The 13,078-nt window shown below is 67.9% G+C and carries 9 protein-coding genes; 6 read left to right on the plus strand and 3 right to left on the minus strand.

From position 1 onward, the window contains the following. Positions 1-13: 13 nt before the first annotated feature. The 3 genes from ABQY64_RS00665 to ABQY64_RS00675 all read left to right on the plus strand — a co-directional run bounded on the left by ABQY64_RS00665 (position 14) and on the right by ABQY64_RS00675 (position 2,584). Positions 14-1,240, plus strand: coding sequence for a sensor histidine kinase (locus ABQY64_RS00665; protein WP_349779674.1), 1,227 nt, complete (start codon positions 14-16; stop codon positions 1,238-1,240). Next, positions 1,237-1,869: a response regulator transcription factor gene (locus ABQY64_RS00670; RefSeq protein WP_024939865.1), complete on the plus strand. Its 633-nt coding sequence runs from the start codon at positions 1,237-1,239 to the stop codon at positions 1,867-1,869. Before ABQY64_RS00665 ends, ABQY64_RS00670 begins: the two co-directional genes overlap by 4 nt. A gap of 256 nt (positions 1,870-2,125) precedes the next feature. Further along, positions 2,126-2,584, plus strand: coding sequence for a hypothetical protein (locus ABQY64_RS00675; RefSeq protein ID WP_349779632.1), 459 nt, complete (start codon positions 2,126-2,128; stop codon positions 2,582-2,584). 351 nt (positions 2,585-2,935) lie between these two features. Here the strand turns inward: ABQY64_RS00675 and ABQY64_RS00680 are convergent, their stop codons facing one another. Beyond that, positions 2,936-3,340 carry a hypothetical protein gene (locus ABQY64_RS00680; RefSeq protein WP_047126440.1) on the minus strand — a complete coding sequence of 135 codons (405 nt, stop codon included), beginning with the start codon at positions 3,338-3,340 and terminating at the stop codon, positions 2,936-2,938. Then, positions 3,337-6,687: a winged helix-turn-helix domain-containing protein gene (locus ABQY64_RS00685; RefSeq protein WP_349779633.1), complete on the minus strand. Its 3,351-nt coding sequence runs from the start codon at positions 6,685-6,687 to the stop codon at positions 3,337-3,339. The genes ABQY64_RS00680 and ABQY64_RS00685 overlap by 4 nt, the downstream gene beginning before the upstream one ends. Before the next feature lie 292 nt (positions 6,688-6,979). On the opposite strand from ABQY64_RS00685, the gene fabV reads away from it, so the two are divergent. Both fabV and ABQY64_RS00695 read left to right on the plus strand, forming a co-directional pair. Next, positions 6,980-8,188 carry an enoyl-ACP reductase FabV gene (gene fabV, locus ABQY64_RS00690; protein ID WP_104553781.1) on the plus strand — a complete coding sequence of 403 codons (1,209 nt, stop codon included), beginning with the start codon at positions 6,980-6,982 and terminating at the stop codon, positions 8,186-8,188. Positions 8,189-8,413: 225 nt separating this feature from the next. Next, a complete protein-coding gene (locus ABQY64_RS00695) occupies positions 8,414-8,713 on the plus strand; it encodes a hypothetical protein (protein ID WP_349779634.1) in 300 nt (99 codons plus the stop codon). Positions 8,714-8,908: 195 nt separating this feature from the next. Here ABQY64_RS00695 and ABQY64_RS00700 read toward each other — a convergent pair whose 3' ends face one another. Continuing rightward, positions 8,909-9,931, minus strand: a complete 1,023-nt coding sequence (locus tag ABQY64_RS00700; protein ID WP_211921518.1) for a sugar kinase — start codon at positions 9,929-9,931, stop codon at positions 8,909-8,911. A 285-nt stretch (positions 9,932-10,216) separates the two neighbouring features. On the opposite strand from ABQY64_RS00700, the gene ABQY64_RS00705 reads away from it, so the two are divergent. Continuing rightward, entirely contained in the window at positions 10,217-12,997 is a 2,781-nt protein-coding gene (locus ABQY64_RS00705) for a TonB-dependent receptor (protein ID WP_349779635.1), read from the plus strand. The last annotated feature ends 81 nt before the right edge of the window (positions 12,998-13,078 follow it).

Below are 13,078 nucleotides of genomic sequence, written 5' to 3' on the forward strand. Positions count from 1 at the left end.
GGGTGGCGGGGTGATGCCAGTGTGCGCACGCGCTGCGCACGGCACAGGGGCCGCAGGTCATCGATCCCACCTGCCGGAAGTCACTTTCTGCACGCGCACCATTGCCGAGTGGCCGCGCGGCCGTCAGCATCGCCGCATGCATTCTTCCCTGAGTCATCTCTCGCATCCGCTGCGGCTGGCCGGTGCGTTCACCATTGCGGCGGTGGCGTTGTCGTTCATGCCCGATGCGTCACCGCAGGGCGCCTGGCGCTGGGGCGTGCTGGCCGGCTTCACCGCGTTGTTTCTGCTGCACACCGTGTTGCCGTCGCTGCATGCCTTGCGCACTGTCGCCACGTTGCTGCAGGCGGTCCTGGCCTTGCTGCTGGTGTGGATGGAGCCGCGTGCCGGCACCGCCCCGGTGCTGCTGGTCATGCTGGTGGCGCAGGCGGGCATGACCTGGCCACCGGTGCGCGTGCTGTTGCTGGCGCTCGTATTGAACGCGGGCATGTATGCGCTGCTGGTGCAGGCCGGGTTCGAGCGACCGTGGTTGATCGTCGGCATCTACGCCGGTTTCCAGGCCTTCGCCGCGCTGACCGCGCATTACGCGCGCAGCGCCGAGCGTGCGCGCGATGCGCTGGCCTACGTCAATGCCGACCTGCTGGCCACCCGCGCGCTGCTGGCCGACAGCGCGCGCGATGCCGAGCGCCTGCGCCTGGCGCGCGAACTGCACGACGTGGCCGGGCACAAGCTCACCGCCATGCGCATCAACCTGCGCCTGCTCGGCGCCGACCCGGCGCTGGCGCGGCGCGACGAGGTCGCGGTGGTGGAGCAGCTGTCGGCCGAACTGCTGTCGGACATCCGCAACGTGGTGCAGTCGCTGCGTGACGATCAGGGCCTGGACCTGCAGACCGCCTTGCGCGCGCTGGCCGCACCGTTCCCGCGCCCGGCGCTGCGCCTGCAGATCGACCCGGCCGTGCGCATCACCGATGCCCGCGTGGCCGAGCTGCTGTTGCGGCTGGTGCAGGAGGCGCTGACCAACGCGGTGCGGCATGCCGACGCCAACGAGGTCGCGGTGCACCTGCAGTGCGCGGGCGCGCAGCTGCAGGTGGACATCTGCGACGATGGCCGCCGCGCCGAGCGCATCCGCGAAGGCAACGGCATCACCGGCATGCGCGAACGCCTGGCCGCCCTGCACGGGCAGCTTGAGCTTGGCCGCACGCCCACTGGCGGCATGCACCTGATGGCGAGGCTACCGGCATGAGTGCACATCGCATCGCGCTGGCCGACGACCAGATCCTGGTCCGCGCCGGCCTGCGCGCGCTGTTGCAGCAACAGGGCGTGGAGGTGGTCTGCGAGGCCGACGACGGCCAGGGCCTGCTGGACGCGCTGGTCAGCACCACGGTGGACGTGGTGCTCAGCGATATCCGCATGCCCGGCGTGGACGGCATTCAGGCGCTGCAGCAACTGCGCGCCCGTGGCGACCGTACCCCGGTGCTGCTGCTGACCACCTTCGACGACAGCGACCTGCTGCTGCGCGCCACCGAGGCCGGCGCGCAGGGCTTCCTGCTCAAGGACGCCGCCCCGGAAGACCTGCGCGAGGCGATCGAGCGGGTGGCCCACGGCGAGACCCTGCTGCAGCCGGTCAGCACCGACCCGGTGCGGGCGCGTTACCAGTTCCGCGACCAGCAGCCCCCGCGCGAGACCTTCAGCGAGCGCGAGGTGGCGATCCTGCGCCTGCTCGCCGGCGGCTATTCCAACAAGGAGATCGCCCGCACCCTGTTCCTGGCCGAAGGCACGGTGAAGAACTACGTCTCCACCATTCTGGAAAAGCTCGGCACCCGCGACCGCACAAGGGCGGTGTTGAAGGCGATCACGTTGCGGGTGATTTGAGGGCGGGGATTGGGGAGTCGGGAGTGGGGAGTCGGGAGTGGGGATTGGTCAGAGCGGACTCGGGAATCGGGAATCGGACACGATCTCACCAAGTTGCATGGCGTTGTTTCATAAGGAATTTGCCGGCTTCGGCAGGATTGGGCAACAACCGTAAGGTTGCCGTCAGGTCGTGTGGGCGGCCAGGCGGGAAGGTCGTCCGGCGGCCACCGAGGTCGCTCGGGGACGCGCCGCGCTCCGGTCCGCTGCGGAGTCCGTCATGCGCCTGGTCCGGTATCTGTTCGTGTTGATCGTCGTGCTGTCCACCAGCGCCTGGGCGGCGCCTACCCAGGCCGACTTGCCGATCGCCTGGGTCCAGGCCGCGCTGCATACCCAGCCGCCAACCGAGCGCGACCTGCGTGTCGGCGTGGCGCCCTGCGACCTGACCGCGCAGGGCGCGGCGGCACGAACCTGCGACAGCTTGTCCGCCCACACCGACCAGGGCGGTTGCAGCCCGGGCCCGGCCTGTCGGTCATGGGCAGGGCGTGGCGTTGGCAGCACCCATCGCATCGCTGCCGGCACGCCCGGCGCGTGGTCTAGCCGCGGCCAGTTCAAGGTGGCTTTCAGCAACGGCTCCGAGCGCGATGACCGGCGGCACCCGGTGGCGCCGCACTGCATTGCCGGCCTGGCGGCCGCGCCGGCCGGCATCCAGCCGCGCGCGCGGGACTGCGTGGGATAAGTAAGAACGTCGCCAGGCGACGCGGGCGACACCGCGGCGGGCCTGCCTGCCGCGATCTACGGTTGGCCTGAGCGCCCGGCAACGCGCACGCCAGCCAGCTCGCAGCGAGATACACCGGGACAGCCATGAGTGTCATCCGGTGGCAGCTGGTCCAGTGTGCAGGTCGACCTCAGGTACCTGCGGCAGCGGTTTGGTCGTCGCTGGCCCAAGTCTTGTGCATGCGCACGCTGTGCCGCGCCAACACACCGCAGCAACACACCGTAGCAACACACCGCAGCAACACACCGCAGCAACACACCGCAGCAACACACCGCCGGGCGGCGAGCCGCCAGGCAGGTGTCGACGCAGGGCTTACGGCCGGGGCGGGGTTTCCTGCGGGTTGATCTGCGGATCGTTGCCCACCTGGGGATCACAGCTGAACCAGGTCTTCTTGTCCTTCCGGCTTTCGTCCTCGACGATGATGGTCAGGAAGATCAGGGTCGGGACGCTATTGGCATTGGTGACATGCACGCTGCGGCCGTCGGGGCTGATCGTGGGTTGCCCGATCTGTTTCAAGGCATCGGAACTCAGCAGGCTCCTGATCTTGAAATGCCGGGGGACGACGTCTTCATCGAAGTAATAGAGCAGCGTCGATGCCTTGTCGTGCTTGTCCACAATCAGCAGGTCCGGGGCGAAGCTGTAGAAATACTCGCCGGCACCGGTGTTGCCGCCGAATCCCACCCGCGCCACCGTGAGCTTGATCTTGAAGTCCGTCATGAGCTGTCCTGTTCCTTGAAAAGCGGGGCATAGAGGGAGACGAATCCCGGGTGGCGGTAGCCCGCGTGATACAGCCATCCGAGCTGTTGCGTAACGGCGCTGCGCTGGCCCAGATGCACCTGTGCGCGAATCCAGGGGTCCAGCAGGTTCTTGTCGCGGCTGTTGCCGATGTCCTTGCCCAACACCGCCACCGCGCGCTGCCACGCCGCGCGGGCGCCGGCTGCGTCGCCGGCGGCGGCCTGGTGTTCGCCCTGCCAGACCAGCGCCTGGGCCAGCGCGGCCAGGCCGAGCAGATCGTCGGGCCTGGCGCGGTGCAGGGCATCCAGTTGCGCAACGATCGGCACCAGACCATCGGCGTGGTTGCCCGCGCGCGTGCGCTGCACGCGCTCAAGGCGCAGCGCGATGATGGCGTCCAGCCACTGCCACTCCGGCAGCGGTTGCGCCTGTGTCAGCAACCCGGCCATGGTCTGGCGGGCGCGCTCGAGGTGCCGCACCGCCAGTTCGGGCTGCCCGTCCAACGCGGCCATCCAGCCGATCTGGGCGTCGGCATGCGCCAGATCGCGGCGCCAGGCGACATTGTCCGGCTGCAGGGCCACCAGCGCCTGCAGCATGCGCAGGCTGTCCTGCGCATCGGTCTGCGCCTGGTGCAGCTGGCCGCGCGCCAGCGCCAGGTTGGAGACGCGGATCAGTGAGCCGGCCAGACGCCTGCGCCAGGCATGCGCGTCGGGATCGCGGTCGACCAGCACACGCAGCATGGCGATCTGCTCGCGGTAACCCTGCTCGGCGGGAGCCAGCGAGCCCTGCATTTCCTGCGTCAGGCTCAGCCAGGACAGGCTGTCCACCAGCTCGTAGCGCAGCGCTGCGTTGTCCGGCGTGTGTGCCAGCAACTGGCGCTTGAGGGCGATCGAGCGTGCAAACAAGCCGATCGCCGCGCCGGTCCGGCCCTGTTCCTTGGCCAGTGTGCCGAGGTTGTTGAGGGCGTAGGACAGCTCCAGTTGCCAGTGCGGATCCTGCGGCGCGGCGCGCACCAGGTGTTCGCAGGCGGCCAGGTACTGCGACCAGTAGCGTTGTGCCACGGGCAACTGCTTGCTCCGGTAGGCAAGATCGCCCAGCCAATACGCGGTCTGCCCGGTTTCGGCGTGCGCCTCCAGGGACGCCGGTGCACGTGCACGCGCCTGCTCGGCAGTGGCGGCGGCACGCGTGAATGCCGCCTGCGCCTCGTCCAGCTTGCCCTGGTTCATCAGCACCTCGCCGGTGGTGCGCAGCGCACGGGCGTGGTTGATCAGATCGCCTGGCTGCATGCTCGCGCTGGGCAGGTCTTCCAGATAGCGCAGCGCGCGGCTGCCCACGCTGTCGAGCAGCTTGAGGTTGCCCACCGTGCGCAACTGCTCGGCCAGGTCGCCCAGCATGTAGCTCACCAGTTGCTGGGCCTGGTCGCGCCGTTGTTCGGCCACCTGCTGCGCTTGCCGCGCCTGCCAACCCAGCAGCATCGAGGCGCTCGCCAGCACCACCAGCAAGGTCGCCGCCGCTGCGTACAGGCCGCGGCGTCGCCGTTGCGAGCGCTCGCAGGCATGCAGGAACGCGTGATCCAGCGCATCCAGATCCTGCGGCATGCGCCGCGCCGCCTCGCGCGCTTCGCTCAACGGGCGCCCGCTGTTGAGCAGGTGATCGCTGCGCCGGCCTTCGGCAGCCCAGCGCTGTGCGGCCAGCTGCAGCCGCTTGCGTGCCTGCAGCAGACGGCGGTTTTCGTGGATCCACTCGGCCGCGCGCGGCCATTGCCGCAGCAAGGCTTCATGCGCGACCGCAAACCCCGGCTCGCCGGCCACCAGCTCGCTGACGAACAGGCGCGCCTGCACGAAGGCATCCACCAGCACGCGCGCTGCGCCGTGCGCCGGCAGGGCCGACCACAGCGCACGCCGCGCGGTCACCGCATCGCTGTCGGGATGGATCACGCTCAGCAAGCTCAGCACCTCGCCCAATGCCGCCTGTGCGGCAGCCGGCAGGGCACGGAAGGTGTGTTCGGCATGGTGCGCCAATGCGCCTTCCAGCCCGCCCAATGCGCGGTAAGCGGCAAAGGTCAGCAGGCCGTCGTCGCTGCGTTGCGCGTGCAAGGCATGCAGCAGATGCTGCAGCAACGGCAGGGCATCGGGCTGGCGCGCGGTGGCATCGCGCAGCACATCGTCCAGCCGGCTGGCGCTGTCGCGGTCCTCTTCGAAACGCAGCCCGGCCATGGCCGCCGGCACGCGGATGATCTGGCCGATCTCGCCATCGCGCGGCGCCAGCAGATCCACATGGCCGTCGCCGCGTTTGAGTTCGACGATCTGCGGCAAGGCGTCGATCAGGCGCGGGTAGAAATCGCTGCGGGTGAGCATCAGCACCGCCACCTGCGCGCTGCTGCACAGCGCCTGCAAGGCCGCGGCCAGTGCGGCGCGGTCGGCATCGGTGATCCCGGGCGTGGCCACCAGCGCTTCTGCGTGGTCGATCACCAGCAGCAGATGGCGCTGGGTCTGCGCGCTGTCGCGCGCTGGTGGGCATTGACGCATCGCCTCGCCAATGGCCGCATGCAGCGGGGCAGGGCGCTGCAGCCACTCGGGCAACGCCGCCATCTGCGCCGGCGAAAACACCGCGCGCCCGCCCGCTGCCCAGTCGCCGAGTGCGCGCGCCAGCGTGTCGAGCACATCGCCGCCACGGCATTGCGCCAGGTTGCAATACGCCACCGCAATGGCTTCCAGGCCATCCAGCCCGCCGGGCTGCGCCAGCAACGGCACCACGCCGGCGCGCAGCAACGAGGTCTTGCCGCAGCCGCTGGCACCGCTCACCAGCACCAGCCCGCGCTGGCTGTGCAATTGCGCGCGCATCGCGCCCAGCACCTGCGCAATCGCATGGCTGCGGCCGAAGAAGACCTCGGCATGTGCGGGATCGAACGCCTGCAGCCCCACGTACGGGCTGCCGTGTCCCCACACCTGCGTGCCCATCACCGCACCGCGATAATCGTCGGGAAACACCACCTTGGGCAGCAGCCGGTACCCGCGCTTGCGAATGGTTTCGATGTAGCGCGGTTGGCGGCTGTCGTCGCCCAGCTTGCGGCGCAGTTGCGCGATGGTCTTGTGCACCGGGTTGTCGCCGTAAAAGCTGCCGTGCCACACCTCGATCAGCAACTGCTCGGCGCTGACCACCTCGCCGGCACGTTCGGCCAGCGCGATCAGCACTTCCATCATGCGCGGTTCCAGCGCGATGGCCTGGCCGTCGTCGATCAGCGCAAGCCGTTCCGGCTCGACCAGCAAGGGCCCAAGCCGAAACCGCGGGACGGAGCCCAGCTGCGTGACGCGCTCGCTTCGAAGAGACATCGCTCGGATACCGGTCGCACGGTGGGAGGGGCCTCGACGATCGCCATCAGGCGCGGCCAGGCACGGCACGGCAGGCGCAAAAGTAGCACAGGCGCTGATGCAGGAAATCGATGGTGATCGCCGTTCGTTCGCGCCCGTGCGCGGAAGATGCATGCCCGGTCGTGCGGCATGCCTGGCGCTGCAGGCGGGCTTCATGCAGCGCCATACAGCGGCGTGTGGTGCGCCTCAGGCTGTTTCGCCAGCAGGCCAGCGATTAAGATGCCGCCAGCATCTTGCTGACCAGGAGTCCACGTTGATCATCCATCCCAAAGTGCGCGGCTTCATCTGCACCACCACGCATCCGCTTGGCTGCGAGCGCAATGTGCTCGAGCAGATCGCGGCCACGCGCGCGCGCGGCGTCCGCAACGACGGCCCGAAGAAGGTGCTGGTGATCGGCGCATCCAGCGGCTACGGCCTGGCCTCGCGCATCACCGCCGCGTTCGGCTTCGGTGCCGACACGCTGGGCGTGTTCTTCGAAAAACCCGGCAGCCCCAGCAAGGCCGGCACCGCCGGCTGGTACAACTCCGCCGCGTTCGACAAGCACGCCAAGGCGGCGGGCCTGTACAGCAAGTCGATCAACGGCGATGCGTTTTCCGATGCCGCGCGCGAGAAGGTCATCGAGCTGATCAAGACCGAGATGGGCGGCCAGGTCGACCTGGTGGTGTATTCGCTGGCCTCACCGGTGCGCAAGCTGCCGGGCACGGGTGAAGTGAAGCGCTCGGCGCTCAAGCCGATCGGCAACACCTACACCGCCACCGCCATCGACACCAACAAGGACACCATCATCCAGGCCTCGATCGAGCCGGCCAGCGCGCAGGAGATCGAAGACACCGTCACCGTGATGGGCGGGCAGGACTGGGAGCTGTGGATCGACGCGCTGGAAGGCGCCGGCGTGCTCGCCGACGGCGCGCGCAGCGTGGCCTTCAGCTATATCGGCACCGAGATCACCTGGCCGATCTACTGGCACGGCGCGCTGGGCAAGGCCAAGGTCGATCTGGACCACACCGCGCAGCGGTTGAACGCGCGCCTGGCCAAGCGCGGCGGCAGCGCCAACGTGGCGGTGCTCAAGTCGGTGGTCACCCAGGCCAGCGCGGCGATCCCGGTGATGCCGCTGTATATCTCCATGGTCTACAAGATCATGAAGGAAAAGGGCCTGCACGAAGGCACCATCGAGCAGCTCGACCGCCTGTTCCGCGAGCGCCTGTACCGCGAAGACGGCCAGCCCGCCGAGGTGGACGCCGAAAATCGCCTGCGCCTGGACGACTGGGAACTGCGCGACGACGTGCAGGACGCCTGCAAGGCGCTCTGGCCGCAGGTCACCACCGAGAACCTGTTCCAGCTCACCGACTACGCCGGCTACAAGCACGAGTTCCTCAAGCTGTTCGGCTTCGAGCGCGACGATGTGGACTACGACGCCGATGTGGAGACGGACGTGACCTTCGATTGCATCGAGTTGGGGTGAATCGGGAATCGGGAATGGAGAATCGCAAGAGCGGTTGCTCCGCGCCTGGAGTTCCCAGCCCAATGAGGTTGAAAACGGCCGGCAGATCATGCTGGCCGTCTTAATAGGTCCGGCCGTGGTGGCGTTGCGCGGCCCTGCGGCGGGATGCGCTATCGACCCGCGTTGATGCGCGCGCTGCTGCAGTGTTGCGTCATGGCTTCCGGCGGCTGATTCGACGAGCACCCGATGGACAAACTGATCGCTCATCTCTTGCTGGCATTTCTCGTCAGCGCCGTGTGCGCCGTGCTGTTGCGCGTTATGCGAGTGCACATTGCGCTGAAAGCCACCGTCAATTTTGCGATCACAACCGCGGTCGTGTGCGCTGCAGTGATGCAGGACGGCTCGGCACCTCCTTGGCAGGATGCGCTGCTGATTGCCTCGTTTTTCAGCATCCCCGCCTCGGTGTGCGTGGTGCTGGTGAGCGCCGTCATGGCATGGGTCGCGAACAGGCGCCGCGCACGCGGTAGCCGTAAGGCGGCGATCTGAAGTGGGGCGGGCAACAGATGCAGCGGGTACCTGATGGCCCCGCCCAGTAGTTTCGTTAGCCGCTTCTGGTCAGGTCGCGCTGCAGCGCGCTTCATACGCTGCAGCGTTTCAACTAGATAGGCGACCAGAAGACTGAAGCGCCAGCGCTCTTAAGCTCTTACGATTCCCCAATCCCGATTCCCGATTCCCAGCGCGTCAGCGCCGCACATCAAACCGCGCATCCCCCACGCAGGCCTGCACATCGGCCACCGACAGCGGATTGAAATCGCCGGGAATCGAGTGCTTCAGGCAGCCGGCCGCCAGGCCGAAGCGCACCGTGTCGTCCAGCGACCAGCCTTCGATCAGGCCGTGCAGCACGCCGGCGGCAAACGCGTCGCCGCCACCGATGCGGTCGATGATCGGGCTCAGTTCCTCGCTGGGCGCGCGCGCCACCGCACCACTGCGCGGCACCAGCAGCGCGCCCAGGCTGTGGTGGTCCACGTTATGCGTCACGCGCTGCGTGCAGGCCATCAGCTGCAGCTGCGGGAATGCGGCAAAGGCCTGCCGCGCGGCCGCTTCCACGCGCGCTTCCAGCGTGTCCTGCGGGAACTCGCCGCCCAGCACCACGCCGATGTCGCGGTAGTCGGCAAACACCACGTCCGCACAGGCGAAGAGCTGGTGCAGGATGCCGCGCGCATCGCCCTGCCAGCGTTGCCATAGCTTGGGCCGGTAATTGCCGTCGAACGAGACCTTGACCCCGGCCGCACGCGCGGCGCGCGCGGCCGCCAGCGTGGCCTGCGCCACGTCCGCACCCAGTGCCGGGCTGACCCCGGACAGATGCAGCCACTGCACCCCGTCCACCAGGGCCGGCCAGTCGTAGGCGTCGGCCGGGGCCAGCGCAAACGCCGAGTCGGCGCGGTCGTAGACCACTTCGCTGGGGCGGTGGATCGCGCCGGTGGTCAGGAAGTACAGCCCCATGCGCCCATCCACCCGCCGCACATGCCGCGTGTCCACGTCATGGCGGCGCAACTCGCCCAGCACCGCCGCACCCAGCGGGTTGTCCGCCACCGTGCTGACCATGGCCACGTCATGGCCGAAATGCGCCAGCGACACGCCGACATTGGCCTCGGCCCCGCCGCAATGCACGTCCAGCCGCGGTTGCTGCAGCAGCAGCTCGTGACCAGGCGCCCCCAGGCGCAGCAACAACTCTCCAAAGCACAGGATACGGGCACGACTCATGCGGCAATTACCTCGGCTGTGTGGTGCGTCACGGTGGGGGGGAACCGTCGCGCGTCAGGATGACCATCGGTGTCATTCTAGCCGGCGCCAAACGCGCCGGGCGAGGCCCATGATGCGACGCGCAGTGACCGCTTGCACCCCTTTTGGGCAAATTTGGTGACGTTTTCTGCTGCGCTGCAAGATGTTACGGGAGGATTCAGCTGGTAACGTCGTTTTGACCAGCGGTGTCATTGCCGCTCACAACCAGACTTTCATGTTGTTCATGGACCCTTGGGAGGGGAGGACATGCAATTTCGGACCACCAGCCGGAAGACACCGGTTACCTTGCTGGCGTTGTCGATCGGCCTTGCGCTGAGCGGCCACCTGGCAGCACAAGAAACCACCCAAGCGCCCGCAGAACCGGCCGTCGACCTGGACACCGTCACTGTGACCGGCTATCGCGCCTCGGTGGAAAAGGCCCTGGACATCAAGCGCGGCGAAGCCGGCGTGGTCGATGCGATTGTCGCCGAGGACATCGGCAAGTTCCCCGACCTCAACCTGGCCGAGTCGCTGCAGCGCATCCCCGGCGTGGTGATCACCCGTGAGGCCGGCGAAGGCCGCGCCATCTCGGTGCGTGGCCTGGGCCCGGAGTTCACCCGGGTGCGCATCAACGGCATGGAAGCGCTCACCACCGTCGGTGCCGGCGACCAGAGCGGCGGCACCAACCGCGGCCGCGGCTTCGACTTCAACGTGTTCGCCTCGGACCTGTTCTCGCAGCTGATCGCGCGCAAGACCGCCTCGGCCGATGTGGAAGAAGGCTCGCTCGGCGCCACCGTCGACCTGCGCACCGCGCGCCCGTTCGACTACAACGGCTTCACCTTCGCCGCCAGCGGTCAGGCCGCCTACAACGCCATGGCCGAGAAGGCCAACCCGCGCGTGGCCGCGCTGATCGCCAACACCTGGGCCGACAACACCTTCGGTGCCCTGCTGTCGGTGGCCTACACCGAGCGCGAAGTGCTGGAAGAAGGCGCCAACACCGGCCGCTGGGCCAACGGCCCCAGCAACGGCAACTTCAGTGCCGCCTCGCCGTACGCCGCGGCGCGCTCGGCCGATGTCTACCACCCGCGCTTCCCGCGCTATACCCAGCAGATCCACGACCAGGAACGCCTGGGCGTCACCGGCTCGCTGCAGTGGAAGCCCACCGACCGCACCACGCTGTCGCTGGACGCGCTGTATTCCAAGATCGACGCCAAGCGCGACGAGCACTACATCGAAGCGATCTCCTTCAGCCGCAACCGCGACGGGCTCACCCCGCGCCGGCCGGAGCGCGACGGCAAGCCGGGCACCATCGTGCGCAACGGCGAGATCCGCAACAACGCGCTGGTCTATGGCGAGTTCGACAATGTCGATATCCGCTCGGAAAACCGCCACGACGAGTGGAACACCAAGTTCACCCAGGTCAGCCTGGACCTGGAGCACCGCTTCAACGACGACTTCAGCATCAATGCCCGGGTCGGCACCTCGCGCTCTGCGCACGAGAACCCGGTGCAGACCACCATCATCATGGACAAGTACGACGTCGACGGGTACAGCTACGACTACCGTGGCAACAGCCGCGCGCCGGTGCTGAATTACGGCATCGACCCGACCAACCCCGCCGGTTGGGAACTGGCCGAAATCCGCCTGCGTCCGCAGTCGGTGGACAACGACTTCGACACCGGCCAGATCGACTTCAACTGGAACATCAGCCCCGGCTTCCGCCTCAAGGGCGGCGTGCTGGCCAAGAACTACAGCTTCAGCACCGTCGAGCTGCGCCGCGCCAACGAACTGGCCGTGCCCACCTTTGCCAACGGCAGCACCATCGTGCCGGCCGACCTGACCGAACAGGCCGGGCTCAAGGGCATCAACGGTAGCCCGTCCAGCTGGGTGGTGCCCAACCTGGATGCGGTGGCCGACCTGTTCGGCATCTACAGCAACAGCGGTACCTTCGCCGTGGCGCCGCGCGTCAACAACAGCCGCAGCGTCGAGGAAAAGGACCGCGGCGTGTGGTTGATGGGCGAGTTCTCCACCGACCTGGGTTCCATCCCGCTGTCGGGCAACTTTGGCGTGCGCTATGTGCGCACCGAGCAGGAATCCACCGGCTATGCGCTGATCAACAACGCACCGGCGCTGACCACCGTGGGCCGCAAGTACAACAACACGCTGCCCTCGTTCAACCTGGTCGCCGAGCTGGCACCGGACCTGCTGCTGCGCCTGGGCGCGGCCAAGGTCATGAGCCGCCCCGGCCTGGGCAGCCTCACTCCCGGCGTGACCGTGGCGGTGGCCGGTGGTGCGCGCACCGTGGCCGGCGGCAACCCGGACCTGGACCCGATCGAAGCCACCAACGTCGACCTCGGCCTGGAGTGGTACTTCAACGAAGGCGCCATGCTCGGTGTCGGCCTGTTCTACAAGGACATCGAGAGCTTCATCCAGACCGCGCGCGAAGTGCGTCCGTACTCCAGCAGCGGCCTGCCGGCCTCGTTGCTGGAGGGCACCGGCGCCACCGTCAACGACGACTTTGCCTTCAGCATCCCGCTCAATACCCCGGGCGGCGAATTGAAGGGCGTGGAAGCCAACTACACCCAGCCCTTCACTTTCCTGCCGGGCAAGTGGGCCAACCTGGGCGTGCAGCTCAACTACACCTGGGTCGATTCGCAGATCCAGTACCTGGCCAGCAGCGGCGCACCGGTGATGAAGAACGACCTGCTCGGGCTGTCGCGCTCGTCGTGGAATGCCACGCTGTTCTACGAAGGTGAATCCTTCGCCGGGCGCGTGTCGGCCACCAACCGCGACGACTACCTCACCCAGGCACCGGGTGCGGAAACCGGCTTCAACGTCGACGGCGTGCACGGCATGACCGGCACCACCATCCTCGACGCCTCGCTGCGCTACAAGATCAGCAAGCAGCTGGAGCTGAGCCTGGAAGGCATCAACCTCACCAACGAAGCCTCCGACGAATGGGTGTCCTCGCCGCGCACCGGCCAGCTGCCGCTGCAGTACGCCGAAACCGGCCGCCAGTACCTGCTGGGCCTGCGCTACAAGTTCTGACCCGCTGTCTGCCCGCTGCGCACACGCGCAGCGGGCCCCGATCCGACGCCTGATCGCTGCGCATGCGTTGCCGTTGCTGCA

The organism is Xanthomonas sp. WHRI 7065 (assembly GCF_040203115.2).
Taxonomy (GTDB): domain Bacteria; phylum Pseudomonadota; class Gammaproteobacteria; order Xanthomonadales; family Xanthomonadaceae; genus Xanthomonas; species Xanthomonas arboricola.